The sequence below is a fragment of the Streptomyces sp. NPDC053513 genome (assembly GCF_044544765.1).
GTDB lineage: Bacteria > Actinomycetota > Actinomycetes > Streptomycetales > Streptomycetaceae > Streptomyces > Streptomyces litmocidini.
Window position 1 is genome coordinate 1 of record NZ_JBITXP010000004.1, and the last position, 26,154, is coordinate 26,154.

At 72.3% G+C, this 26,154-nt stretch carries 18 protein-coding genes; 8 read left to right on the forward strand and 10 right to left on the reverse strand.

Going from position 1 to position 26,154, the window contains the following annotated elements; genetic code table 11:
- Positions 1–316 precede the first annotated feature (316 nt).
- Entirely contained in the window at positions 317–1,765 is a 1,449-nt protein-coding gene (locus tag ACIGW4_RS07875; protein WP_399579133.1) for an acyl-CoA synthetase, read from the forward strand.
- Positions 1,766–1,867: 102 nt separating this feature from the next.
- Here the strand turns inward: ACIGW4_RS07875 and ACIGW4_RS07880 are convergent, their stop codons facing one another.
- From ACIGW4_RS07880 to ACIGW4_RS07895, 4 genes are all read right to left on the reverse strand, one after another.
- Positions 1,868–3,133, reverse strand: a complete 1,266-nt coding sequence (locus ACIGW4_RS07880) for an MFS transporter (RefSeq protein WP_398708870.1) — start codon at positions 3,131–3,133, stop codon at positions 1,868–1,870.
- Positions 3,130–3,582, reverse strand: coding sequence for a GNAT family N-acetyltransferase (locus ACIGW4_RS07885; RefSeq protein ID WP_359592244.1), 453 nt, complete (start codon positions 3,580–3,582; stop codon positions 3,130–3,132). The genes ACIGW4_RS07880 and ACIGW4_RS07885 overlap by 4 nt, the downstream gene beginning before the upstream one ends.
- A gap of 75 nt (positions 3,583–3,657) precedes the next feature.
- Complete coding sequence (locus ACIGW4_RS07890) at positions 3,658–5,094, reverse strand: cytochrome P450 (RefSeq protein ID WP_399579137.1); 1,437 nt, start codon at positions 5,092–5,094, stop codon at positions 3,658–3,660.
- Positions 5,091–6,371 carry a wax ester/triacylglycerol synthase domain-containing protein gene (locus tag ACIGW4_RS07895; RefSeq protein WP_399579139.1) on the reverse strand — a complete coding sequence of 427 codons (1,281 nt, stop codon included), beginning with the start codon at positions 6,369–6,371 and terminating at the stop codon, positions 5,091–5,093. Before ACIGW4_RS07895 ends, ACIGW4_RS07890 begins: the two co-directional genes overlap by 4 nt.
- A gap of 72 nt (positions 6,372–6,443) precedes the next feature.
- Between ACIGW4_RS07895 and ACIGW4_RS07900 the strand changes: the two genes are divergently transcribed.
- The 5 genes from ACIGW4_RS07900 to ACIGW4_RS07920 all read left to right on the forward strand — a co-directional run bounded on the left by ACIGW4_RS07900 (position 6,444) and on the right by ACIGW4_RS07920 (position 11,682).
- A complete protein-coding gene (locus ACIGW4_RS07900; protein WP_398708862.1) occupies positions 6,444–7,742 on the forward strand; it encodes a cytochrome P450 in 1,299 nt (432 codons plus the stop codon).
- Positions 7,739–8,359: an NUDIX domain-containing protein gene (locus ACIGW4_RS07905; RefSeq protein ID WP_399579143.1), complete on the forward strand. Its 621-nt coding sequence runs from the start codon at positions 7,739–7,741 to the stop codon at positions 8,357–8,359. Before ACIGW4_RS07900 ends, ACIGW4_RS07905 begins: the two co-directional genes overlap by 4 nt.
- 253 nt (positions 8,360–8,612) lie before the next feature.
- Positions 8,613–10,211 (forward strand): prenyltransferase/squalene oxidase repeat-containing protein, encoded by a 1,599-nt coding sequence (locus ACIGW4_RS07910; RefSeq protein WP_399579146.1) that lies wholly within the window; start codon positions 8,613–8,615, stop codon positions 10,209–10,211.
- A gap of 26 nt (positions 10,212–10,237) precedes the next feature.
- Complete coding sequence (locus ACIGW4_RS07915; RefSeq protein ID WP_123452032.1) at positions 10,238–10,468, forward strand: acyl carrier protein; 231 nt, start codon at positions 10,238–10,240, stop codon at positions 10,466–10,468.
- Positions 10,468–11,682: a beta-ketoacyl-[acyl-carrier-protein] synthase family protein gene (locus ACIGW4_RS07920; RefSeq protein WP_399579149.1), complete on the forward strand. Its 1,215-nt coding sequence runs from the start codon at positions 10,468–10,470 to the stop codon at positions 11,680–11,682. Before ACIGW4_RS07915 ends, ACIGW4_RS07920 begins: the two co-directional genes overlap by 1 nt.
- A gap of 26 nt (positions 11,683–11,708) precedes the next feature.
- Here ACIGW4_RS07920 and ACIGW4_RS07925 read toward each other — a convergent pair whose 3' ends face one another.
- Complete coding sequence (locus ACIGW4_RS07925; protein ID WP_260174349.1) at positions 11,709–12,173, reverse strand: MarR family winged helix-turn-helix transcriptional regulator; 465 nt, start codon at positions 12,171–12,173, stop codon at positions 11,709–11,711.
- Positions 12,174–12,288: 115 nt separating this feature from the next.
- Between ACIGW4_RS07925 and ACIGW4_RS07930 the strand changes: the two genes are divergently transcribed.
- Together ACIGW4_RS07930 and ACIGW4_RS07935 are read left to right on the forward strand one after the other, a co-directional pair.
- Complete coding sequence (locus ACIGW4_RS07930) at positions 12,289–12,705, forward strand: organic hydroperoxide resistance protein (protein WP_123452038.1); 417 nt, start codon at positions 12,289–12,291, stop codon at positions 12,703–12,705.
- 245 nt (positions 12,706–12,950) lie between these two features.
- Entirely contained in the window at positions 12,951–15,005 is a 2,055-nt protein-coding gene (locus tag ACIGW4_RS07935; RefSeq protein ID WP_123452040.1) for a phosphocholine-specific phospholipase C, read from the forward strand.
- A gap of 252 nt (positions 15,006–15,257) precedes the next feature.
- Here the strand turns inward: ACIGW4_RS07935 and ACIGW4_RS07940 are convergent, their stop codons facing one another.
- From ACIGW4_RS07940 to ACIGW4_RS07960, 5 genes are all read right to left on the reverse strand, one after another.
- Positions 15,258–15,476: a hypothetical protein gene (locus tag ACIGW4_RS07940; protein ID WP_148086869.1), complete on the reverse strand. Its 219-nt coding sequence runs from the start codon at positions 15,474–15,476 to the stop codon at positions 15,258–15,260.
- Positions 15,473–16,018 carry an RNA polymerase sigma factor gene (locus tag ACIGW4_RS07945; RefSeq protein WP_359592256.1) on the reverse strand — a complete coding sequence of 182 codons (546 nt, stop codon included), beginning with the start codon at positions 16,016–16,018 and terminating at the stop codon, positions 15,473–15,475. The genes ACIGW4_RS07940 and ACIGW4_RS07945 overlap by 4 nt, the downstream gene beginning before the upstream one ends.
- Positions 16,019–16,065: 47 nt before the next feature.
- Complete coding sequence (locus ACIGW4_RS07950; RefSeq protein ID WP_399579156.1) at positions 16,066–16,530, reverse strand: hypothetical protein; 465 nt, start codon at positions 16,528–16,530, stop codon at positions 16,066–16,068.
- A 355-nt stretch (positions 16,531–16,885) separates the two neighbouring features.
- Positions 16,886–17,344, reverse strand: coding sequence for a hypothetical protein (locus tag ACIGW4_RS07955; RefSeq protein ID WP_399579158.1), 459 nt, complete (start codon positions 17,342–17,344; stop codon positions 16,886–16,888).
- Positions 17,345–17,446: 102 nt separating this feature from the next.
- Positions 17,447–26,047: a DNRLRE domain-containing protein gene (locus tag ACIGW4_RS07960; protein WP_399579160.1), complete on the reverse strand. Its 8,601-nt coding sequence runs from the start codon at positions 26,045–26,047 to the stop codon at positions 17,447–17,449.
- Positions 26,048–26,154 lie beyond the last annotated feature (107 nt).

Genomic DNA, 26,154 nt, shown 5'->3' on the forward strand with positions numbered 1-26,154 from the left:
TGCGGGTTCAGGCGCATGAGCCTCTGGCGCCGGCAGGGCGCGGGTCCGTTGTGCCCACCCGTTCCGCCCCAGCGGAACGACTGCCCACAACGGGGCGCGCGGGGGTGGGCACCGCCCGGCGGGCGCGCCCACAACAGGGGCGGCGGGGGCACCGCCCGGCGGGCGTAGCCCGCGGCCGGGTGGGTGGGGTGCCGCCCCGCAGGGCGTGGGCGTGCACGAGCGGGGGGCGGCCCGGCGGTGCGGCCCGCGGCGGGGGCTCGGGGGGCAGAATGCGTTGCGTAACCCCTCGCCCTCGAGTACCCGAGGAGTACGACCGGTGAGTGCGCTGTTTCCCGAGCTCGTGGACCCGTCCGACGACCGCCCCGCCCTCCGCGTCGGCCCCGACGCCCTGACGTACGCCGAACTGGCCCGCGCCGCCGGCGCCCTGGCCGGGCGGATCGGCGGTGCGGGCCGGGTCGCCGTCTGGGCGACGCCCACCGCCCGCACGGCCGTCGCCGTGGTCGCCGCCCTGCTCGCCGGCGTGCCGGCCGTACCGCTCAATCCGCGGACCGGCCGGCGGGAGTTGGCGCACATCCTCGGCGACAGCACGCCCGACCTCGTGCTCGCGGGCCCGGAGGACGAGCTGCCGGCGGGGCTCGCGGCGCTCCCCCGGGTCGACGTGGAGCTCACCGGACCGGACGCCCCGCCCAAGCCCGCGACCGTCGATCCCGAGACGACCGCGCTCGTCGTCTACACCTCCGGCACGACCGGCCCCCCGAAGGGCGTCCTCCTCTCGCGCCGCGCGGTCGCCGCCTCCCTGGACGCCCTGGCGGAGGCCTGGTCGTGGACGGCGGACGACGTCCTGGTGCACGCGCTGCCGCTGTTCCACGTGCACGGGCTGGTCCTCGGGATCCTGGGCCCGCTGCGGCGCGGCGGCGAGGTCCGGCACCTGGGGGCCTTCTCCGTGGAGGGCGTCGGACGGGAGCTGGGCGACGGCGGGACCGTGCTCTTCGGCGTACCGACGATGTACCACCGGATCGCGGACGCACTGGAGGAGGACACGGGCCTCACCGCCGCCCTGGCCGGGGCCCGGCTCCTCGTCTCCGGTTCGGCGGCGCTTCCCGTGCACGACCACGAGCGGATCGCGGCGGCGACGGGCCGGACGGTCGTGGAGCGGTACGGGATGAGCGAGACGCTCATGAACACCAGCGTGCGCCCGGGCGGCGAGCCCCGGCCGGGGTCGGTCGGGACGCCGCTCGCCGGCGTGGACCTGCGGCTCGTGGACGAGGACGGCTCCGTCCTGGAGGAGCTCGACGGGGAGACGGTCGGCGAGGTGCAGGTGCGCGGCCCGAACCTCTTCTCCGGCTATCTGAACCGGCCGGACGCGACGGCGGCGGCCTTCGACGGCGACTGGTTCCGCACCGGCGACATGGCGGTCCGCGAGGCGGACGGCGGGGTGCGTCTGGTGGGCCGGAAGGCGACGGACCTGATCAAGAGCGGCGGCTACAAGATCGGTGCGGGGGAGATCGAGAACGCGCTCCTCGACCACCCCGGCGTCCGGGAGGCGGCCGTCACGGGTGAACCGGATCCCGATCTGGGCGAGCGGATCGTGGCCTGGATCGTGCCGCAGGACGGGGAGAAGCCGCCGGCGGAGGCGGAGCTCGCCGACCACGTGGCGGGGCTGCTCGCGCCGCACAAGCGTCCCCGGGTGGTGCGCTACCTCGACGCGCTGCCCCGCAACGACATGGGCAAGGTGCTGAAGAAGGCCCTGCCTGTGGCCGGTTGAGCGGAGCCCCTGCCGACCGTCGGGTCGGCAGGGGCCGTTCGGGGGCGCCGGGGGAGGCCGGGGCACGGACGTCCGGGGCGTCAGGGAGTCGGGGCGTGGGCGTCAGGGGGTCGGGTCGTGGGCGTCGTAGCGGCGGAATCCGCGTCCGTACAGGGCGAGGAGTCCGATCGCGACGACGCAGGCGATCCCGCCGCCGGTGATGGCGACCGTCGGCGAGGTGAGGTCCGCGACGGAGCCCGCCAGGAAGTCGCCGAGGCGGGGCCCGCCCGCGACGACCACGATGAAGACGCCTTGGAGCCGGCCGCGCATCTCGTCCGGGGCGGCGACCTGCATCATCGTGTTCCGGAAGATCATCGAGACGGTGTCGGAGTAGCCGGCGAGGGCGAGCAGGAGGAGCCCGAGCCAGAGGTTCCGGGTCAGTCCGAAGACCGCGACGGCCGTGCCCCAGGAGGCGACGGCGAGCAGGATCGCCTGCCCGTGGTGGCGGATCCGGCCCTGCCAGCCGGACAGCACTCCGCCGAGGAGCGCCCCGAACGCGGGCGCGGCCACGAGGAGTCCGGTGGTCCTGGCGTCGCCGCCGTACCAGAGGACGGCGACGGCCGGGAACAGGGCGCGGGGGTGGGCGAGGATCATCGCGCAGAAGTCCGAGAAGAACGTCATGCGCAGGTTGGGGCGGGTGGCGAGGAAGCGGAGCCCGTCGAGGACCGAGGCCCTCTTGCTCCCCGTGCGTTCGGGGAGCATGGACGGCAGCCGCCACATCGCGTACAGGCTCGCGGTGAAGGCGACGGCGTCCACGAGGTACGCGGTCTGGTAGCCGGCGAACCCGACGATCAGGCCGCCGAGGCTGGGCCCGACGAGCGTGCCGAAGGTCATGACCATCGAGTTGAGCGCGTTGGCGGCGCGCAGCTGCTCGGGCGGCAGGAGCCGGGGGATCATCGAGGAGCGGGCGGGTGCGTTGAGCGCGTTGCACACGGCCTGGAGGGCGACGATCCCGTACAGGAACCAGACGTGGTGGAAGCCGGCGAACGCGGCGCCCGCGAGGGCGATGGAGAGCACGGCGGAGCCGCTCGCGCTGGCGAGGCCGAGCTTGCGCCGGTCCATGGTGTCGGCGATGGCGCCGCCGTACAGGCCGAAGACGATCAGCGGGACGAGGGCGAAGAGGCCGACGAGCCCGACGGAGAAGGGCGAACGGGTGATGTCGTACACCTGGAGGGAGACGGCGAGGGCCGTCATGCCCTGTCCGACCCAGGAGACGGTGTTCCCGAACCAGAGGCGGCGGTAGTGCGCGGAGGTGCGCAGCGGGGTGAGGTCGGCGAAGACCTTGCGGCGGTCCCGCTCCCGCTCCTGGGTGTCCTGGGCGGCGGTCACGCGACGTCGTACCGCAGCTCGGGGCGCTCCCAGTGGATGCGTCCGGTGGGGCGCACGGTGCCGGTGCGGACGGCGCCGGTCCGCAGGTAGAACTCCTCGGCGGGCGGGTGGGCGACGACCCGTACGGAGTCGAGCCCGGCGGCCCGGGCCTGTCCGGTCATGTGCTCCATGAGGAGCCGGCCTATGCCGAGTCCCTGGGCCGCGTCGGCGACGAACGCGAGGTCGAGTTCGGCCTCGTCGACGAGGAGGGCGTAGAAGCCGAGCACCCGGCCGCCGTCGGCGTCGTCGACGGCGGCGAAGACGGGGTGGTGCTCGATGTACGGGCCGCCGACCTGGTAGCCCTCGACCATGGCGGCGTAGTCGCCCCGGTAGGCCCCTGAGGTCCGGACGAGCCGGGTGAGCCGCGGGGAGTCGTCGGCGGTGGCACGCCGGATGGTGATGTCGGACATGGGGTGAGTATAGGGGCGATCACTGTTGATGCTCCTTACAATTCGATGAACGGAGGCCGCCACCCGCCTCCGCGCTCACCGTTCGGCGAGTCGCATCGGCTGCGGTCCCGGGGAGAGGACGATGCGCGGGACCGGGCGGGGCGGGCGCGGCGAGACCGGCGTCAGGCGCCAGCGCGAGGCGATCGCGGCGATCGCGAGGGTGGCCTCGACCGTGCCGAAGACGTCCCCGACGCACTTGGTGGCGCCGAGCCCGAACGGCAGCCAGGCGTCCCTCGGCACCTCCCCCGCCGTCCAGCGCCCGGGGTCGAAGCGTGCCGCGTCCGGGAAGAGGTCCTGGCGCCGCTGGAGCAGGTAGAGGCAGCAGATGACCGTGGAGCCGGGCGGCAGCGGCCTCCCCGCCAGCTCGGTCTCGCGGGTGGTGGTGCGGGTGACCGCCCAGGCCGGCGGAAAGAGGCGGAGCGCCTCGCGCACCACGTCGCCGGTGTACGGCAGCCGGGACAGGTCGTCCGGGGAGACCGGGCGCCCCGGGAGGACCGCGTCGAGCTCCTCGTGCAGCCGGGCGGTGGCCTCGGGGTGGTCGGCCAGGAGGCGCAGGGCCCAGGCGACGACCGAGGAGGTGGTCTCGGCGCCGGCCAGGACGAGGGTGGCGACCTGGTCGCCGAGTTCGGCGTCCGACAGGGACCGGCCGTGCTCGTCCCGCACGGCGAGCAGCAGCGAGAGGGCGTCCCCGTGGTCCACGCCGGTCGCCCGGTACGAGGCGACGATGGCGGCGACGCCCGTGCGCCAGCGGCCCAGGGCCCGCTGGTAGCGGCGGCGGGACGGGGAGGGCACCCGGTCGACGGCCGGCGCCACGACCCGCGTGTAGACGCCGCGCAGCAGGACTTCGAGGGCCTCGCGCAGCTCCTCCGCGGCGCGCGGGGTGATGCCGGCGGAGAAGAGGGTGCGGACGGCGACGGCGGTCGTGAGCCGGAACGCCTCCTCGGTGACGTCGACGACCGCTCCGGACCGCCAGGGCGCGGTCAGGGCCTGGGCCTCGGCCGTCATCACGGCGGCGTAGCGGCCCATGAGGGAGGGGTGGAAAGCCGGCTGGAGGACGCGGCGCTGGTCCCGGTGCTCGGCGTTCGGGCAGGTGGCGAGGCCGTTGCCGAGGAGCGCGCGGACCTTCTCGTACAGGGCGCCGCTCCGGTCGAAGGAGCCGCGGTCGGTGAGGACGCGACGGACGAGCGCGGGGTGGCTGACGACGTGGGCGGTCCGGGTCCCCATCCGCACCCGGACCACGTCGCCGTGGCCGGGCAGCGAGTCGAGGAAGGCCAGCGGCCGGGTGGCCAGGTACGGCAGGTGCCCGAGCAGCGGCCACGCCCCGGGAGCCTGCCCGTGCCGGAACGAGGGCGCTCGGCCGTGCCGGGGCTTCGGGTCCGGGTCCGGGTGCGGGTGGGGGTGCGAATTCGGGGCTGGGTGCGGGTTCGGGGCCGGGTCCGGGTGCGGGTCCGGGTGCGGATTCGGCTCGCTCACGGCGCCCCCACCGTGGCTCCGGCCCGCGCGAACGCCGCGAACGCCCCGTCGGCCGCCCCCTGTTCGTACGCGGCGAGGGTCGACACCCAGGCCTCCGGCAGCCGTTCGGCGCCGGCGAGGGCGCGGTCGGTGAGGAAGGTGACGTGGAGGCGGCGGCGGTGCGTGAGCCAGGCGACGAAGAGCGGCTGGCCCGGCACCATGACCGGCAGGGCGTACACCCCGGCGGCGGGGGATCCGGCGAAGCCGAGCGGCTGCCGGATCCGGAGGTCGGCGACGCCGAGCGGGGTGTACCGGGCGTCGATGCTGCGGGCGAGCGCCAGACGGCCGATCCGGTACGGGAGTCCGCGCAGGACGACCCGGTGGGCGTCGGCGAGCCGGGCGAGCCGGGTGTGGTCGAGGGCGTCTCCGAGCCGGGCGAGCCGCAGGGCCGGGTCGGGTTCGCCGCAGGGGAGGTCGACCCCGGCGACGGCGACCCGGTTGCCGAGCAGGGGGTGGGGGTCCTCGGGGTCCCGGACGCCGATCCCGAGGTTGGCGCGCAGCCCCCGGCCGTGGCCGGGGCCGTCCGGCCCCCAGCCGTCGGGGTGCCAGGCGCGCAGCGCCCCGGCGGTCAGGGCCAGGCAGAGCTGCGGGACGGTGGCCCCGGTCAGACGGCCGAGGGCGTGCAGCCGGGCGGTGTCGACGTCGGCGAACGCGGCGGCGTAGGACTGGGCGGGCGGGGTGTCGAGCGCCGGCCACCAGGTGACGCGGCGCGGCGGCCGGAACTCGGGGAGGACGGCGGCCCAGCGCACGGGCCGTGGCGGCCGGAAGGCGAGCGCCCTGGGGCGCGGCGCCCCCTCGGGACCGAGCAGCCGCTCCAGGGTGGCGACGGCGGCGGCACCGTCCTGGAAGGCGTGGTGGGCCCGGTAGCAGAGCCCCCAACGTCCGCCGCCGGCCCGGCGGACGAGCCAGATCCCCCACAACGGCCGGTCGCGCGGCAGGGGTTGCCGCAGCAGCTCGGCGGCGACCGTCAACGGGTCGGCGCCTCCGGGTAGCTCGTACAGGTGATGATCGGGATCGAAGCCGGGGTCGGGTTCCCAGCGGGGGCGGCCCGCCTCGTCCGCGAGCCGGTGGGCGAGCTCGGGGAGCAGGCCGACGCGAGGTCCCAGATGATCCAACACCCTTGCGCGGGGCGGCGGTTCCCCCTCGAAGAGGATCAGGGCGCCGAGGTGCAGGGCGGAGTCCGTCGCGTGCAGCGCCGCCACGTCGAGGGAGAGCCGGTCGAGCACCCCGAGCGGCACCGCCGCGGAAGATCGAATTGGATCTGAAGATCGCACGGAGCGCTACGATACGTCATCATGCAATCGCAATGCGTGACGGATGGCGTGCTCCCCGACTTCCTCGACGACGGCGTCGTGGCGGCCTGGGCCGCCTCCGGAGCACCCCTCGTCGACCTCCTCCGCCAGGCGCACACGCCGGGCCGGCTGACCGGCTTCCACCGCGGCGGCCGGGCGGCGGTCCTGGTCACGGAGCCCCGGCACGTGCACCAGGTGCTCGGCGTCGGCGGCGACCGGTACGTGAAGCGGTCGCACCGGGCGAGACCCCTCCTCGGAAACGGCATGATCACCGCCACGGGCGAGGCCTGGCGGTCCCAACGGAAGCTGCTCCAGGCGATGTTCACGGGCCGGGGCGTCCAGCGCTGGGAGCACCACATCGCGGGGGCGGCGGCGTGCGTCGTCGACCGCTGGGCGGATCGGGCGCGCCGGGGCGAGCCGACCGACATCGCCGAGGACGTGCAGTTCTTCACGGTCGACACGATCTGGCGCTCGCTGACGGACCGGCCCCTCGACCAGGAGACGTACGTCGACCTGGCGGCCGTGCAGGACATCGTCGCCGCGCTCCCCGCCGACGTGGGCGGCGCGACCGCGCTGCCGCCGGAGGTCGAGACGGCGATCGCCGCGCTCGACGAGCGGATCCTCCGGGCGCTCGCCGACGCCCGCGTCCGCCACCGGAGGGACGACACCGGGGCCGGATCCCGCGCGGCGGGCGTGGACCGCGAGCCGGGCCCCGGCGTCCTGGGTCGGCTGCTCGACGCGGCCGAGACGGATCCGGCGTACACGGACCGGCTGATCCGCGACGAGCTCGTCACCCTGCTCGTCGCCGGGTACGAGAGCAGTGCCCGCACGCTGACCTGGGCGTTCGTCCTGCTCGACGCGCACCCGGAGGTCATGGAGCGGGCGGCGGTGGACGCCTCGGCCGTCGAGGCGGCGCTCTCCGAGACGCTGCGGCTCTACCCGACGGGCTGGCTGCTGCCCCGGCACAGCCCGGCGGACGAGACGCTGGACGGCTGGGCGATCCCCGCCGGTACGGACCTCCTCGTCTGCCCCTATCTGACCCACCGCGACCCGGAGGTCTGGCCGGAGCCCGACACCTTCGACCCCGGCCGCTTTCCGGCCCGGTCGCCGCTGCCGCCCGGCGCGTACCTCCCCTTCGGCATCGGCCCGCGGGCCTGTCTCGGGACGCGGTTCGCGATGCGGGAGATGGAGGTGCTGCTCGGCGCGCTCCTCGCCCGGTTCACGGTCGAGACGACCGGGCCGGTGGGCGAGCCCGTCTTCGGCATCAACCTGCGCCCGGCCGGCCCGCTGCACGCGCGCGTCCGCGAGCGGACGTGAACGCGCCCGCACCGGACAGGCGCCCGCCCGGGGCGTTCCCGCCCGACGCGTTCCCGCCCGCGGGGTGCGCTTCCCAGGGGTGCGCCTCCCAGGGGTGCGCCTCCCAGGGGTACGGCTCCGAGGGGTGCGGCTCCGAGCGCGTCGACTACGTCGATCCCCGGGACCGGGTGGTCGCCCAGGGCGGACGGACCGCCGGGCCGCCGGCCGGACTGCTCCGCCGGTACGCGGCGACCGTCTGCACCGACCACGCCGGCCGGGTCCTCCTCTACCGGCGGACCGCCTCGGCACCGGCCTACCCGGACCACTACGACGTCCTGATCGGCGGGGCGGTCCGCAGCGGCGAGGAGTACCGGGCGGCCGCGCTCCGGGAGCTCCGGGAGGAGCTGGGCTGGGAGCGGGCGCCCGGCCTGACGGAGGCGTACCGGCTCCGCGTCGACGATCCGCACGGCGCCTGCTTCCTGACGGTCCACCGCTGGGTGGCGGACCGCGCGCCCCGACCGGATCCGGGCGAGATCGCCTGGTGCGGTTTCGTCGCGCCGCTCGCGGTCCTGACCGGCGGCTACACCCCGATGGTCCCGGCCGGCGCGGAGGCGGTACGGCGCCTCTTCCCCGGCTGACCGCCCGGGGCGCGGAGCCCGTGCGGCACCCCTCGCCCCGCCGACCCCCGTTGCGGGCGGTCGTTCCGCCAGGGCAAGGGGTCTCCCCTGCTCGCGCGAAGCCGAGAGCTCGGGGGAGGGCGGGCACGACGGAACAGCGCCCTTGCCGGCGCCCGAGGCTCCCGCGCCTGAACGGCCACCCTCCTGACCACCCACCGGCCGCCCCCGGTCGGCGTCCCCCCTCTCGTACGACAGCACCGAAGGACACCTCCCCATGACGTACTGCGCGCTGCCCTTACCCGGCGCCTCCCTCGCCGTCCCCGGCCCCCGCCCGGAGCCCCTCCCGGGGGCCGGGCCGCTCGACCGCGCGCGGGCGCGGCTGGCGACCCGCCTGGTGGCGGCCGCCGGGCCCGGGGGGCTGCTCCGGGCGCCGTGCGACAGCCGGATCCTGGAATCCGCCCTGGCCCTGCGGCTGCTCACGGTGACGGGTGTGGACCCGGACGCCCAGGAGCGGCTGACGCGCCGCCTGAAGACGGCCGTGGACGAGGGCGCCCCCGACCCCGTGCAGGAGGCCGCCGCCCGCGCGGCCCTCGGCGAGTACGTGGACGGGCGGGGCGCGCTCGCCCGGCTGCTCGGCGCGTTCGACCACTTCACGGCCGGGCGCAAACGGCTGATGTTCCAGACGCTCCTGGCCGAGCTGGGCGCCGAGTCCTTCCCCGAAGTCCCCTCCCCCGAGGCCCTCTTCGAGGCGCGCGGCCAGCAGCGGTGGCTGATCACGGAGATGGCCGCGCTCAAGGTCCTGTACGCCTTCGGGACGGGGGCGCCGCGGCTCGTCGCGGAGGAGGACTGGCGGGCGCTCGAACCCTGCGCGCTGCCCGGCCCGCCCCCGTACGGCAACCATCTCGCCCGGATCCTCGCGCTGCTCGCGCTGCGGCTGCGGCCCCGGTACGCGGTGGCCGTGCGGGCGCGGGCGCGGGAGCTGCGCGGCTGGCTCCGCGAGGACGGCGGGTTGCCGTTCATCACGGGGATGGACGTGTTCGCGACGGCGACCGGCGGGCTCGCGCTGGCGGGGGCGGGAGCCCCGGCGCACACCCTGCGGGCCCTCGCGGCGGCCCTGGTGGAGCACCGGAACGCCGACGGCGGCTGGGGGTTCGACCGGGGCGTCGGGCAGAGCGACGTGGACGACACCTCGTACTGCGTGGAGTTCCTGCGGGCGACGGCCGCGGTGCGGTTCGGCGCGGAGGTGGCGGCCGGCGAGCGGTACCTGCTGGCCCGGCAGGGCGCGGACGGCGGCTTCCCGACCTTCGAGCGCGGTACCGCCTCCGAGGTGGCGATAACGGCGGCGGCCGTGAACGCGCTGGCTCCCGAGCCCGCGCACCGGTCGGCGGTGGAGGCCGCCGTCCGGTTCGTCGCGGCCCGGCAGGAGCTCGCGGGCTCCTTCGAGCGCAGCTGGAGCCTGAACGAGAGCAACGCCCTGTTCCGTACGGTCCTCGCCCACGACTCCTTCCTGGCCGTGGCGCCCGGTCATCCGGCCCGGGCGGAGGTGGCGCGGGCCCGGGAGCGGGCCGTGTCCCGGCTGCTCGACACGCAGAACGCGGACGGCGGCTGGGGGCACGTGCCGTCCGATCCGAGCGACCCGATCAGCACGGCGTACGCGCTGATCGCGGTGGCCCGGACACCGACCGTGCCGCCCGCCCGGGGTGCGACCGGGCGGGCGGTACGCCACCTGCTCGAACGACAGCGGCCGGACGGCGGCTTCGTCTCCCGCCCGGACCAGGCGGGGCCCCGGCCGCTCGCGTACCACGTGCCGCTCCTGACGGACGTGTGCGTGCTGCTCGGCCTGAACCACGCGCGCGCGTGCGCCGCGCTCTGAACCCACCTCTGCCCACAGGGAACGCCATGACCTTCGACGAACTGAAGACCCTGCTCGTCTCGCTCGGCCTCGACCCGGCCGACATCACCCCGGAGTCCACTCGCGAGGAGGCCGGTCTCGACTCCCTCCTGCTCACGGAACTCGCCCTCGTGCTCCGCAAGGAGCAGGGGGTCCCGGTCCCCGAGGAGGAGCTGTACGCGGCCCCCACGGTCGCGGCGATCGAGGGCCTCGTCTCCCGGTACGCGGGGGTGGTCTGATGGTCAGCGGCCACGCGGCCGCCGTCACCGGCGTCGGCCTCTTCACCCCGGCCGGCGCGGACGCCGCGACGACCTGGGAGACCGTCCGCGCGGGGAAGGCCACCGCCGCCTTCGAGGAGCGGGACGGCCTGCGGTACCTCGCCTGCCGGGCGCCCGGGCCGCCCGGGGACCTCGGCAGGGCGGTGACGGCGCGGCGGCCCGACCGGAGCGCGGTGCTCGCGCTGGTCGCCGCGCGGGAGGCGCTCGCCGACGCCGGCCTGGACCCCGCCGGCTGGGACGGGGCGCGGGTCGGCGTGGTCGCCGGGATCGGGGCGGGCGGCGTGCTCACGTTCGAGGCGCAGCGCGAGGTGCTGCGGACGGACGGTCCCGGGGACATGTCGCCGTTCGCGGTGCCGGGCGCGCTGCCGAACTCCGTCGCGGGGCAGCTGGCCGTCGAGTTCGGGGTGCGGGGCCCGTCGACGGCGGTGACCACGGCGTGCGCGGCGGGCGCCACGGCGATCGGCGTCGCGCTCGACCTGCTGGCGCTGGGCCGCTGCGACATCGTCCTGGCGGGCGGGGCCGAGGCGCCGCTGAGCCCGTTCTACGTGGCGGGTTTCGACCGGCTCGGCGCGCTGTCCCGCCGGTTCCACGACCCGGCGGGCGGGCTGCGGCCGTTCGACAGGGACCGGGACGGTTTCGTGATGGCGGAGGGCGCGGGGTTCCTGGTCCTGGAGCGCCCGGCGGACGCCGTCGCGCGCGGGGTCCGGCCCCGGGCGCTGATCACGGGCTACGGGGCGACGTCGGACGCGCACCACGTGGTGGCGCCCCGGCCGGACGGCTCCGGCCTGACGGCGGCCGTCCGGGGCGCGCTCGCGGAGGCGGGCGCGGCGCCGGGCGACGTCGACCTGGTCAACGCGCACGGGACGGGCACGCCGCGCGGTGACGCGGTGGAGGCGGCGGTGCTGGCGGCGCTCCTTCCGCACCGGCCTCCGGTGACGTCGACGAAGGGGGTGACCGGGCACCTGCTGGGCGCGGCGGGTGCGGTGGAGGCGGCGCTCACGGTGCTGTCGCTCGCGGAGGGGACGGTGCCGCCGACCGCGAACTTCGCGGAGCCGGGCGAGGGCGTCGACCTGGACGTCCCGACGACGGCCCGGGGCGCCCGGCTGCGCCTCGCGGTCTCCACGTCGGTGGGCTTCGGCGGGCACAACGCGGCGCTGGTGATCACCGCTCCGTAGGGGCGGCCGCCCCGTGCGAGCGGAGGTCAGCCGCAGGCGGCCGCCACGTCGTCCGGGTCCACGCCGTCGAGCCGGGCGGCCAGGGCGTGGAGCCGTTCCCGCAGCTCTCCGAGTTCCGCCAGGTCGAGCCCGGTGGCGGCGGCGATGCGGCGCGGCACGCCGAGGGCCTTCTCGCGCAGGGCGGTCCCGTCGCCGGTGAGGCGGACGGTGACGGACCGCTCGTCCTCGGGGCTGCGGCGGCGCTCGACGTATCCGGCCGCCTCCAGCCGCTTGAGCAGCGGGGACAGGGTGCCGGAGTCGAGTCGCAGGCGCTCGCCGATCCCCTTCACGGGCAGCTCGCCGTGCTCCCAGAGCACGAGCATGACGAGGTACTGGGGGTAGGTCAGGCCCAGCTCCTTGAGCGCGCCCCGGTAGACGCCGTTGAAGGCGCGGGTGGCGGCGTGCAGGGAGAAGCAGATCTGGTTGTCGAGCCGGAGGAAGTCCTCGTCCATGGTGCCCAGGATACGGGAGACGCGCATCACACGCGATTAAGTTGTGCACAACTCAATCACGCACTAACAATATGAGGGCAGCCCGACACGATCCCTTCGAGGAACGGAAGAACCCATGGACGCGATCTACACCGCCGTCGCCACCGCCAACGGCCGCGAGGGCCGCGCCGTCAGCTCCGACGGCCGGCTCGACCTCCCCCTCGCCCACCCCGAGGCCCTCGGCGGCAACGGCCAGGGCACCAACCCGGAGCAGCTCTTCGCCGCCGGGTACGCGGCCTGCTTCGCCAGCGCCATGGGGGTGATCGCCCGCCAGGAGCGGATCGACATCTCCGAGGTCTCCGTGACCGCCGAGGTCTCCATCGGCAAGGACGCGGCGGACGGCGGCTTCGGCCTCGCGGTCGTGATGCGGGCCGAGTTCCCCGACCACCTCCAGGGCGAGGCGGGTCTCGCCCTGCTGAAGAAGACGCACGCCTTCTGCCCCTACTCGAAGGCCACCCGCGGAAACATCGAGGTCGAGCTCGTCGTCGAGTAGTTTTCCGCGTGGCTTTCTGTTGCTTCCCGCACGCCCCTGGGGGTCATCGACCCACCGGGGGCGTTCGGTTGTGAGTTTTCACGTTCGGGCACGGGGGGTTCGTCCGCCGTACGACGGGCAGTCATGGGACGGCCTCCTGGCGGTGGTCCACGGGCGCTCTCCTTGGGGCGCCCGTCGGCCGGTCCGCCCGGTCGGCCGCACCCGCACCCCCACCGTCGCACTCACACCCGGAGGGCAACTCCCCCATGGCCGACCTCAATCGCCGCCGGTTCCTGCAGCTGACCGGCGGCGCCGCCGCGTTCACGATGCTCTCGGAGAGCATCGCCCGCGCCGCCGCGATCCCCGCGCAGGGCGCCACCGGCACGATCCAGGACATCGAGCACATCGTGGTCCTGATGCAGGAGAACCGTTCCTTCGACCACTATTTCGGGGCGATGAAGGGCGTACGGGGCTTCGGCGACCCGCGCCCGGTGACGCTGCCCAGCGGGAAGTCGGTCTGGAACCAGTCGGACGGCAGCAAGGTCACGCTCCCCTTCCGGCCGACCAGCGACAAGCTGGGCATGGAGTACCTCCAGGGCCTCAACCACGACTGGCAGGGCGGCCAGAGCGCCTTCAACAAGGGCAGGTACGACAACTGGATACCGGCCAAGACCAAGGCCACGATGGCGCACCTCACCCGTGAGGACATCCCGTTCCACTACGCGCTCGCCGACGCGTTCACCATCTGCGACGCGTACCACTGCTCGTTCATCGGAGCCACCGACCCGAACCGCTACTACATGTGGACCGGGTACGTCGGCAACGACGGCACGGGCGGCGGCCCCGTCCTGAACAACGCCGAGGCGGGCTACGGCTGGACCACCTACCCCGAGCGCCTGGAGGCGGCGGGGATCTCCTGGAAGGTCTACCAGGACATCGGCGACGGCCTGAACGCGGCCGGCTCCTGGGGCTGGATCAACGACGCCTTCCGCGGCAACTACGGCGACAACTCCCTCCTGTACTTCAACAACTACCGCAACGCCCAGCCGGGCGACCCGCTCCACGACAAGGCCCGCACGGGCACGAACGCGAAGGCCGGCGAGGGCTACTTCGACATCCTCCGCGCCGACGTGCAGGCCGGCCGGCTGCCCCAGATCTCCTGGATCGCGGCCCCGGAGGCCTTCTCCGAGCACGCCAACTGGCCCGCCAACTACGGCGCCTGGTACATCGCGCAGGTCCTGGACGCGCTGACCTCGAACCCGGACGTGTGGGCGAAGACGGCGCTGTTCATCACGTACGACGAGAACGACGGCTTCTTCGACCACGTCGTCCCGCCGTACGCCCCGGGCTCGGCGGCGCAGGGCCTGTCGACGACCCCCACGACGCTCGACTACTTCCCGGGGAAGACGGGCTACGTCGCCGGCCCCTACGGCCTCGGCCCGCGCGTCCCGATGATCGTCGTCTCCCCCTGGTCCAAGGGCGGGTACACCTGCTCCGAGACCTTCGACCACACCTCGGTCATCCGCTTCATGGAGAGCCGCTTCGGGGTGCGCGAGCCCAACATCTCGCCCTGGCGCCGGGCGGTCTGCGGCGACCTCACCTCGGCCTTCGACTTCACGCGCACGGACGCCCAGCCCGCCCCCCTCCCGTCGACGGCCGGCTACTACCCGCCGGACAGGAACCGCCACCCCGACTTCCTGGCCACCGCCCCGGCCACCGGCACGATGCCCCGCCAGGAGCCGGGCGCCAAGCCGACCCGCCCGCTGAAGTACGCGCCGTACGTGGACGGCGCGGCGGACGTGTCGGCGGGCACCTACCGCCTCACCTTCAGCGGTGGCCCCGCGGCCGGCGCCCAGTTCTACGTGACCTCGGCGAACCGCACGGACGCCCCGTGGACGTACACGGCGGAGGCGGACAAGTCGATCGCGGACACCTGGAACACGAAGTACAGCAAGGGCGTCACCGACCTCACGGTCCACGGCCCCAACGGCTTCCTCCGCCGCTTCCGCTCCCCCGGCAAGACGGCGGTCCCGGAGGTCCGGGCCCGCCACGACGCGACGACGGGCGACCTCGCGCTGACCTTCACCAACGCCGGCACCACGGCCACGGTGACCGTCACCAACGCGTACGGCGGCACCCCGGCGACCCTGACCGTCCCCAAGGGCGCCACCGTCACCCACACCGTCCCGCTCTCCGCCTCCGCCCGCTGGTACGACGTCACCGTCACGTCCCCGGCCTCCGCGGACTACCTCCGCCGCCTGGCGGGCCACGTGGAAACGGGCGCGGCGGGCACGACGGACCCGGGCATCCTGACGTACTGACCCTCCCGCACCGCCCCGGCGCCGGCCACGGCCGCCGGGGCGGTGCGCCGGGTGAGGAGCGATGCCGGGGCGGCCCGAGTGGAACCCCGGGTGTCCGCCGTACGCGACGGTGACGGAGTGGCGGTCACGACCCCGGCCGTGCTCCCCCTGGCGCTCGCCGTACTGACGGGCCTGGCCATGGCCTCCGGCCGAGGTCCTCCGGCCCATGGCTCATGGCTTACGGCTCATGGCTTACGGCTCATGGCTCATGGCTCATGACGCATCGGATGCCCCGCTTCGGGCGTCGAGCGGGTGCCGCCAGTCGTCGCGACGTCTGGTGCGCCGGGGTCCGTGCAGGCCCGTGTCGCGGGCCGCGCGGAACGCGGCGACGGCCGCTCGGGTCGCGGTGTCGTCCACGGTCCCGGGGCGCAGGGCGGCGGCCAGTACCGCCTCGACGTCGTCGTGCTCCCGCATACCGTCTTCCGGACTCATCCCAGCAGTTCCTTCGCGAGCCGCTTCAGCCCGCGGTGCGCGGCGGAGCGCACGGCTCCCACCCGCTTGCCCAGCACCCGGGCCGCCGCGGGCCCGTCGAGCCCGATGACCACCCGCAGCAGCACCGCCTCGGCCTGGTCCGGGGGGAGCGCCGTGACCAGGGCCAGGGCCTCGGCGGTGGACATCCCCTCCAGGGCCTCGCCGGCCGTCTCCCGCGGTGCGGGCAGGTCGAGCACGGCCCGTTCGAACGGGGCGGCCGGCGGCCGGGAGCGCAGGCGCCGCAGGTGGTCCAGCGCGCGGTGGCGGGCGATGGTCGCGGTCCAGCCGCGGAACCCCGCACCGTCTCCGCGGAACCGCGCCAGGTCGCGGGCTATCTCGAGCCACGCGTCGGAGGCCACGTCCTCGGCGGAGTCGCCGACGAGCCCCCGCAGGTAACCCAGAAGTCCGGGCTGCACGATCCGGTACACGTCGACGAACGCCTCGTCGTCACCGTTCTGCGCACGTTGCACCGCGCGCTGCAGAGTGGTGTCGTCCACCCTCAAGAAATCTTCCCTCGGTCTTCCCGCGTCGCGCTGCCCGGCGCATCACCCTACGCGGCGGGAAGTCGCAGGCCGCCGGCCGTTCCCCGGGACAGCGGCAGGCTCTTGGGAAGGCGCGGGACCAGCAGGAAGAGCTCGTGAACGGATTCGCCGGGGCCCAGCTCGAAGCGGTTGACCACCTTGCCGAGCGGGTTCCACGCCCGCCCGTCGGAGGTCCGGACGCCGACCGGCTGCCGGAACAGCTCGGACGTCATGTCGTCGAAGTCGACCCAGCGCGCCCCCGCCTGCCGGACGAACACCTCGCCGACGTAAGCGCCGAGTTCCTGGAGGACCGGTGCGACGCCGGCCGGGTCGCCGGCCCCCTGCCGCAGACCGTTCACCACGCGGTCGACGAGGCGCAGGCTGGCCGCGGAGAAGTCGAGGGGGAGCCGCGTCCTCGCGGCCGTGCGGGAGGCGAACACGGAGGCGCGGCCGCTCATGTCGGCGGCCCGCAGCGTGCGGCTGACTCGGTCCATCGGTCCCACCCCTCGTGTAGGGACCGGTGCGTTCCCCCGGTCCTCTGGGTCCTCGGGAGGGCCACGGGTCTTCCACGTCCTCCCGACAAGCCAGCGGAACCGGGCCCCGGACCATCACGGGTCCGCGCTGTGATCAGCGCCACATCCCGGTGGGGCGGGGCCGGCGGGCGGCGTCCGGAACCTCGACGATTCCGCAGCGGCGACGGAACCGGAACGGCCGCCGAAGAAACCGGCGAACCGCCACAGGGGATCGAGTCCCATGTTCTTTCGGGGTTCTTCCGAGATCACGCGAATCGGCCGCCGGCAGTGCCGGCGGCCGATCACGGGCAATCGAAGCGACGAGGTCGCCGACGCCTCACGCCATTTCGGACCTGAAGCCGACCAGCTTCTGGTGGGTGGGGTTGTCCCGGAAGGCCGGATACCGGTCGACGATGAATCTGAGGCAGTCATCCGTGAACCGGGAGACGGCGGCGAAGAATTCGCCCGTTCCACAGAACCCGGGCACCGGATTCCAGGACCTCAGGATCTTCAGCTGCGTTCCCTGCGGGACGAACTCGATGAGCATGTCGCTCTCGGTGAAGCTGACGCGCCCTTCACCACCTTCCCGAACCGCCTGGGCGGACAGCAGGAGGCAGTACATGAAGTCGAGAACCGGAACCCGGAAGGATTCCGTCTCGAAGCCGTCCGCAGCGAGCGTGACCTGCGCCTCGAAATAGGAGTAGCGCAACTGCCACTCCGCGACGGAACCCAGCTTCCCGATCTGCTGCTCCGAGGGCTCCCGCATGGAGTCTCGGTCGAAATCGACGAGAATCATCGATCCTCACTTCTTTGATCTCTGGCGAACGGCGCCGCCCGCACCGGGAGATGGATCCATTCCCTCAGGAACGGGCGGCGCCACCGTATCACGCGAGCACTATCACGGAATCGGGTGAGCGGTCCTCAGACTTCCATCAGGGTTGAGAATGACCCTGATTCCGTAGGCCTGCTTGTGCCCCAGGCCCGCGCTCTGCTTGTCGCTGAGGATTCCCACGCCGTTGGGACCGGCGTTCACCCTGCCCTCGTAGACGTACCCGTCCCTGCCGTCAGTGTTCTTCTGGGCCTTGTTGTTGGTGACGACTTCCTGAATCCACTGCTTGATCTTCTTTTCCTTGCCGATGAACGCACCCTTTTCCTCGGCGTTGTACTCCTTTCCGCCGATGCGGTGGCGATCCATCGTGTGCTGCCAGCCGTCGTACTCCTCGGTGCTCCAGGTGACCTCGGGGTTCTCCGCGCCCGGGTCCTTCGCCGAGCCGGAACTCGTGCTCTCTTCCGTGCTGCGGAGGTTGCCGAGGTCCTTGCCCAGGTCGCCTGCGCCGCTCACCAGCGCCGTGGCCGACGCGGCCATCAGACCGAACCCGGCCACTGCCGTCGCACCGCCGAGCACACATCCCAGACCGAGGGTCTCGACGCCCAGCGCGATGCACTCGGCACCGCCCAGGATCATCGCGGCCCCGCCGCCCATCATGCCGCCGAAGGCGCCGGCCATGCCCAGGAGGTCACCACCGATGTCGCCGATGGTGTCCGCGTTCTCCGACAGCCAGTCGCCGGTGGTGTCCAGCGCGTCGGAGCACCAGTCGCACCAGCCGTGCCCGTCGAGCTCGATCCGGCTGGTCGGGTTGCCGCCGGCGAAGGCGTACCGGTTGCCGGTGAGCGCGTCACGGCCGAGGTTCATGTCGGCGAGGGCGCCGTTGTACATGTCCCTGGTCGTGAAGCGGTTGAGGCCCGGGGAGTAGTCCCGGAAGCCCATGTCGTACGTGCCGGAGTTGGCGTCCCAGCGCTTCGCGTTGAAGCGGTAGGGGTTGTACGCCTCCTTGGTGGGGTCGGCCGCGTCGGGCTTGTCGACACCGGTGAACTCGGAGTCGTCGTTGCTGCCGTAGGCCGTGTAGCCGTAGGTGGCCTTGGTGTCGCCGTCCTTGGTGGTCAGCGTCTCGACGTCGCTGTGGCTGTCGTACCCGTAGTAGCCCTCCTCCTCGGTTCCGTCGCTCTTGTGCGTGATCTGGGAGAGGCGCTGCCCCCACGGGCTGTACTGGTAAGACTTGGTCAGCTGACCCGCGACCTCCTCGGTCAGCACCTCGTTGCCCAGACCCAGGTAGGTGTAGTCGGTGGTCTTGCCGCCGACGGTCATCGACTGGGTGCGGTCCAGCGGGTCGAAGGTGTACTTCGTGGTGCTGGTGAGCGCGGTGTGCTCCACCACGTGGTCGAAGCCGTCGTAGACGTTGCGCTCGACCACGGAGCCCCCGGAGGTGGCCGTCTCCAGCCGCCCGAAGGGGTCGTAGTTGTAGCTGATGGAGGCGCCCGGCGTGGAGGCGGACTGGAGCCGGTTGCGGTCGTAGGTGAACGTCGTGGACGTGCCCTTGACCGTCTGGCTGACGACGTTGGCGTTGTCGTCGTGGACGTAGGTCTCGGTGCCCGCGCCGTTGCCCGACTTGACCGCCTTGGCGAGCCGGTCGACCGGGTCGTAGGTGTAGTCGGTGGTGGAGTCGAGGTACGCCGCGTGGTTGTCGGCGTTCATCTTCTTCGCGACGTCCTGCGCCTTGTTGCCGTTGGCGTCGTAGGCGTAGGTGTGCGAGGCGACGAGGGTGCCGTTCGCCTTCTTCTCGCTGGTGCTCTTCAGCGAACCGTCGAGGAAGTAGGTGTAGTCGACCGTGTTGCCGTTGCCCTTGGTCTCCCTGAGCTTCTGGCTGCGGTCGGTGTAGGTGAAGCTCGCCACCTTGGGCGAGGTGTCGGTGGCGGACTTGCCCACGGACACGGACCTGGTCAGCTCCCGGACGTCATACGTGTACTTGGAGTACTGATCCGGGTGGGTGACGGTGTCCGGCTGGCTGTTGGCGTCGTAGGTGTAGGAGGTGGTCTCCTTGTCCTGCCCCGCCAGCGCCTCGGTGACCTTGGCGACCTCGTTGAGGCCGGTGTAGGCGACCGTGTACGCGTCGATCTTCGCCCCGGCCGACGTGTCGCCGATCGAGGTCAGATTGCCGTTGGCGTCGTAGGTGTAGGAGAAGGCGTGCTTCTCCGTGTCGCTGTCGCCGGTGTTGTCCCGGACCAGCTTCACGGCGTCGGCGACGACCGCCCCGGCACTGTTCTGGAACAGCTGGAGCTTGGCGGCATTGCCCTGCTTGAGGCTGTACGAGCCGAGCGAGACCCAGTTGCCCGTGTTGGACTTTTGGTCCAGCGTCTTGTCGGTCTTCGCGCCGACGGAGTCGGTGACCGTGTACTTGGCGGCCGTGGCCGCACCCGTCACCTGCGGGAACTTCACATACGCGGTGTACGTGCCGTCCTTGGGGATGTTCAGGGTCCAGGTGAAGGCGTCCGTGCCCGCGCCGGCGGCGTGGACCTGGTGGTCGTAGCCCTGCTGGCCGGTCAGGCTGCCCTTGGTCCAGGTGCCCGTGGCGGAGGTGTTCTGACCGTCGGAGTTGTCGACCAGCGCGACCGCGCTGCCGACCGGAACACCGTCGTCCGACTTGGACCTGAGCTTCCCGTCCGGGAAGTACGTCCAGCTCATCGTGCGGCTGGACGAACCGCCGGCCGACGTGATCGTGCGGGCGGTCTGCTCGCCCAGCGCGTCGTAGTCGTACGTCGTGACGATGTCCCACGGGTCCGTCGACGACTTGGTCCAGCCGTTGTCGAAGTACGAGTAGGTGGTGTCGTTGCGGACCGACTGGCCCTCCGACGGCGGCAGCGACGACTTGGCCACGCGGCCGACCTCGTCGTAGACCGTCTCGCTGTAGACCCTCTTGTTGTAGCGGGCGTCCGCCGGGTCGTACGGCAGGTACTCCTTCGCCGGACGGTTCAGCGCGTCGTACGTCGTCTCCGAGGTGAAGTCGTCGGCCGCGGCCGTGTCCACGCCCCGAGGGGTGATGACCTTGGTCGTGTTGCCGACCTGGTCGTACTCGTACTTCTTCGTCCGGTACGTGATGGTCGAGGTCCCGTCGTGCGGGACCTTCGCCTCGGTCTTCTTGCCGCGCTCGTCATAGGTGATGAGCGTGGTGTTGTTCTCCGGGTCCGTGGTCGAGACGACCAGCGAGTCCTTGTCGTAGGACTTCTTGGTGGTCTTGCCCGCGGCGTCGGTGACGACCGTCGGCCGGTGGTTCAGGTCGTAGTCGGTCTTGGTGGTGAAGTCGGTGGGGTCGGCGGTCGCGTTCTTCTTGGGGTCCACGACCGTGGTGACGTTGCCGACGTTGTCGTAGCCGTACGAGAGCTTGTCACCTGCGGCATCGACGACCGACGTCAGCTGGTAGATCTCGTCGTAGTAGTTGCTGGTCTTGAAGTCGTTGGCGTTCGCCGTGGTCAGCGTGCCCTTCGGCTCCGTGGTGGACGTGACGTTGCCGACCTTGTCGTACGTGTAGAGCGTCTTCCGCTCGTCGGACGACGCGGTGTCCTTCGGGTCGGTCATGGCCGTGACCTGGTCGCCCGCGTCGTACTCGGCCGTGTACACGGCGCCGTTGGCCGCACTGGACCGGGTGACGTTGTCGTTGGCGTCGTAGACCGGGGCCGGGGTGGTGATGAACACACCGGCGTTCTGGTCCTTCGGCACGCTCTTGACCAGCGGGCGTCCGAACGTGTCGTACGTCTGCGTGGTCTTCTTGCCCAGTGCGTCGGTGACCTGGGTGACCTGACCGCGCTCGTCGTAGACGTACCCGGTGGCCTTGCCCAGCGCGTCCGTGATGGTCGCCGGGTAGCCGGTCGGGCCGAAGTCGCTGTTGACCGTCGGGTTTCCGTTGGCGTCCGTCGCCTTGGTCAGCTCGCCGTAGGCGTCGTACTCGTACGACGTGGTGTAGTCACCCGCCGTCGCGGTGGCGACGCCCTTGGGGTCGGTGACCGTCTTCAGGTTGCCGAACGAGTCGTAGCCGAACTGCCAGGTACGGCCCTCGGGGGACGTCTTCCTGAACAGGTCGGCGGAGTAGCCGTCCAGGCGGGTTCGGTACTCGTACTTCGCCGCGTTGGCCGGGTAGGTGCCGGGAGCGCAGTCGGAGGACGGCGGCACGCCGGCCTTGTTGTTCTCGGCGTCCCGCTGCCAGAGCGGGTAGCCCGTCTTCTGGTCGTAGCAGTACGCGGTCTTGGCGCCGTTGGCCTCCTCGAGGTACGTGACGTTGTTGTCCGCGTCCCACGACAGCTTGGTGATCTGCGACTTGGCGTTGGTGACCTGGACCGGGCGGGCGAAGTCGTCCGTCACATAGGTCGACGTGTGGTTCTCCGCGTCGGTGACCCTGGTGTCGGTGAACTTGGGGCTGCCCGTGTCGGCCGCGTAGGTGAAGCCCGTGGTGCCCTGCAGACGGTCGGTGATCGTCTTGGTCCACCAGTGGTACTTCGGGTCGTCACCGTTCTGCGGGGCGTAGTAGTCCAGCTTGGTGGCGTTGCCCCGGGGGTCGGTGGCCGCCACCAGCTTGACGTTCTTGTTGCCCTGCGTGGCGTCGTAGGTGAACTTGAACACCTTGGGCTGCGAGGAGCCCACGCCGTCGGTGAACTGGCCGAGCAGACCCTTGTCGGTGTACCAGAAGTTGATCTTTCGACCGGAGACGTCGGTGACCGACTTGATGTGGTCGTAGATCTTGGAGTTGGTCAGGTTCGAGCCCGTGGCGATGGTGCCGGTGCTCGAGACGTACTCGTAGGAGTTGTCGCCCTTCTTGAAGTAGTCCACCGTCATCGTCTGCCGCGACGCGGGGTCGGTGACGTACTTCAGGAACTTGGTCGGCTTGTTGTTGGACTTCCGCTCCTCGTAGGTGAACAGCATGGTGTTGCCGTTCTTGTCCACGGTGGAGGTCAGGTAGCCGTCGCAGCCGAACAGGAAGCGGGTGCCGTCGGGACGGGTCAGCGTCCAGGCGTCCGGGACCGGGTCCTTCAGCGGGGTGCAGTCCAGGCCCGCCTTGGCGGCCAGCTTGTAGTGGACACCGGCCGGCGCCTTCCAGGAGCCGTCGGGCTGCTCACGGAAGACGTGGGTGGTGCCGTCACCGTCCGGGAGGCGGATCTCGGTCGGGTGCGGCTTGGGGTGGAACTCCAGCGGAGCGCCCAGGCGGATCGGGCCCGACGCCTGCATGGACCAGCCGTAGCCGGAGACCGTGTCGGAGGTGTCCAGGCTGTTGTAGGCCAGCCGGAAGAACGTGTTCAGGCCCCGGCCGGGGTTGTTGAACGCGTTGTACTGCCAGACGCTGTTGCCGGACGCCGTGTTGTTCATGACCGTCGAGCCGGCGCCGGTGTTCTTGCCCGTGTAGGAGTAGAACTTCTCCATGCCGAGCTGGTTGGAGGTCGGGTCCTCCACGGCCACGTTCTGGGCCAGGCCCGGGATGCCGGCGGTGGTGGAGGTCCAGGTGCCGGCCGTCTTGTTGTAGACGTCCCAGGTCAGGACGTAGTCGGTGCGCTTGTTGCCGTTGTCGGAGTTGATCGGCGTCTTGACCTGCGCCTGCAGGCCGACCGAACCACCCGGGGCGACGTTGGACGGCAGGGCGGTCTGGACCTGGTTGCCGCCGGTGGTCACGTCCGTGCCGTCGGGCAGCGTCCACCGGTAGGTCAGGACGTGATCGGCCGTGTTCCAGGTGGAGGCGGTGGTGTTGGTCAGGGTGAAGTCGACCGTGTAGTCGCTGTTCGGGGTCATCCGGGCCGGGGTCTGCGGCGCGTAGTACGTCGACTCGGTGGTCGAGTCGACGTACGTGACCACGATCCGGGGCGCGAGACGCGGCTCGGTGCCCTCGGAGGACAGGAACAGGGTGCGCTCCTGTGCGGCCGTCTCGTCGGCCATCCTGATCGCCACGCCCTTCTGGGACGCGGGAGTGGTCACCCAGGACTGGGCCAGGGAGGTGACGTTCCAGTCGTGGCGGGCCGGGTCGTTGGTCATCGCCCCGGTGTCGGCCGTCACGGCGCCGAGGTCGCCGCCCGGGGTGGTCCAGGCGGTGGCGGCGTCGGCCTTGGCCCAGGTGGCGGACTCGTCGAAGTCACGCGTCAGCGGCCGCAGCTCGTAGACGGCGCCGGGGGTGTCCTGGGCGGTCTGGGTGGACCACAGGCGCACGTTGGCGTCCAGCACACGGGCGGTGGCGGGGATGCCGAGGGCCGGGAACTTCAGCAGGGCGCGGGTGTCGCCGTAGGTGGCGGAGTTGTTGCCCGCGCTCAGCCAGTTCTTCGGGCCGGCGTCGTCGATCGTGTCGTGCGCGGTGGTGGGCTGCGCCGAGGACACGGTGGTGTCCGCCGTGGCGGCGAACACCTTCGTCGTCCGGCCCGCCTTCGGCAGCCGCACCAGCTGGGTCGGCGCCGCGACGACCTGGCCGTCCTTCGTCTTGACCGCGACCATGTAGTAGTAGGCGCGGCCGAACGGGTCGGGGTCGTCGGCCTTGGTCGGGGTCGCGGAGGTGTCGGTGTACGACGTGGTGCCGGGCGCGACCGGGGCGACCAGGGTGGCGGCCGAGGGGGTGAAGGTCTGGCTGACCGAGCGGTGGACCTGGTACTCGACCAGGTCGTCGCCGGTCGAGGTGGACGGGTCGTTGTACGCCGACCAGGACAGCTCCGCGCCGGTGTCGTGGATCGTGGTCGGGGCGGCGAGGTCGACGCCCTGGCGGCCGAAGGTCAGCACGAGACGGGGGTAGTTGGCGGTCTCGCCGCCGTAGCCGAACTCGCTGCCCTCGTAGCGAGGGCCGCCCTTGGGGCCGGTCGCCGACTCGTCCCCGGCCTTGATCACGAACCCGTTGTTGACGTTCGTCCCGTCGATCCAGGACTGCACGGTCTTCGTCACCGGGAAGGAGTGCCAGGTGTTGAGCTCGCCGGGCTGCTTGGTGACCACCCCGCCCTTGGTGAACCGCACCGCGTCCGCGATCACCGACGTGGTCGTCGAGACCGGGCCGTCGCCGAGGACGACCTTGCCCAGCGTGCCGGCCTTGAACGGGTGCGAGCCGAGGGTCTTCCACACCCCGGCGGTGCCGGCCTGCTGGTTGACCGTGTAGGCCTTCGTCCCGCCGTCGTAGCTGACGGTGAACGGCGCGTTCGTCGCCCGGTCGGAGGCCGGGACGTTGTGCGTCTCGACCTGGTAGGTGCCGTCCTCGGGAAGACTCGGCTGCCAGGTGTACGTGTCACCGGCGACCGAGTCCTTGTTGTACATGTACGTCTGGTTGACCGCGTACTGCGTGTACGCGGTGTTCCCCGACGCCGGCCAGGCACCCACCGCGGCGGTGCGCCCGGCCTCGCCGTTGTCGACCACGACCGCGGTGCCGGACAGCTCGCCGGTGAGCGCGTTGGCGTTGTTCCAGGTCGCCGTCGACTCCGACCAGGCCTGGGTGGCCCGGTGGGCCTCCAGCTGCACCTCGGTGTCACCCGTGGTGTGCGTCTGGTCGAAGTACAGCTTCAGGTCGGCCGAGTCCAGCTTCGTCCCCGCCGGGATGCTGCCCACCGGGAACCGGATCAGCGCGCGCGAGGCGCCGGTGGAGGTGTTGCCGACCGACAGACGCCAGTTGTCGTCGTAGTTGGTCGTCGGACCGTCCGAGGAGATCATCACGTCCTGCGCCGTGGTCGGCGTCGGCGCGATGGACAGCGTCGGGTCGATGGTGACCGGGTACTGCCGCTCGGGGGCGGCCAGCCACTTCGCGTCCGGCGTGACGACCAGGTTCCAGCCCTTGCCCGCCCGCGTCAGCTTCTGGGCGACGTTTCCGCTGTAGGCGGAGCCGTACGGCGCCTTCGCGTCCTTCTTCGCGTCCGTCATGAACGCGGCGGGGATGACGAGGACCGGATCGGCGCCCTCGCCGTAGAAGGAGATCGAGCCGTCCTTGTTCGCCTTCGGCGTCAGCCCGCCCGCGTCCAGGGTGAAGGTGAAGGACACCGGCCCGGACGGCTTCGCGTCCAGGACGATGTTCTCCTTCACCCGCCCCGGGCCGACCCGGTAGGACAGGTCCGCACCGGGCACCGCGTCCTTGTAGGTGACCGTGTCCCCGGCCGCGACCGGCGCGAGTTCGCCCGCACCCTTCAGCCCCAGGGTCACCGCGTGCCCGGCCCCGGCCTCGAACCGAACCAGTCTGCCCGCGTCCGCGCCGAACCAGCTGCTCGCCGCGTTCGTCGTGTTGGCGAAGACGAACCCCTCGGCCCCGGTCGGCACGACGGTGGGGTCGATGTCCTTCCAGCCCTTGCCCGCCCGGTAGCCGGTCGGCGTCGCCGACACCTCGGCCTGCACCCGGCCGTCCGACAGCTGCCAGTAGCGGGCGTTCGCCGTCCGCCTGCCGGTCAGCTCCGCGACCCGCTTCGGCTTCGCCGCCGCCCTGCCCTTCGGCAGCTTCTCCCGGCTCGGCAGGACGGGAGTCCCACCGGTCGACGGAGCCTCCGGCCCGTCCGACTCCTCGTCGCCCGAGAACCAGCCCGAGACCGTGTCGAAGACGCCCTTGTCGTCGTTCGTCGCGGGCGACTGGGGAGCCCCATACGCGGCCTGTGGCAAGAACGTGCCTGCTACCGCCGACACGACAAGACAGGAGAGATATCTCCTGTACGGAACTTTCACCTCAATACCTTTCGGCATCGACGCACCCGCGTCACTGCACGTGAAATGGGCACGCCGGATGAGCCGGTGTGGAGGTTTCCACCCGGCTTGGAGCAATCCGGAGTGATCGCGCGGGATATATGAGC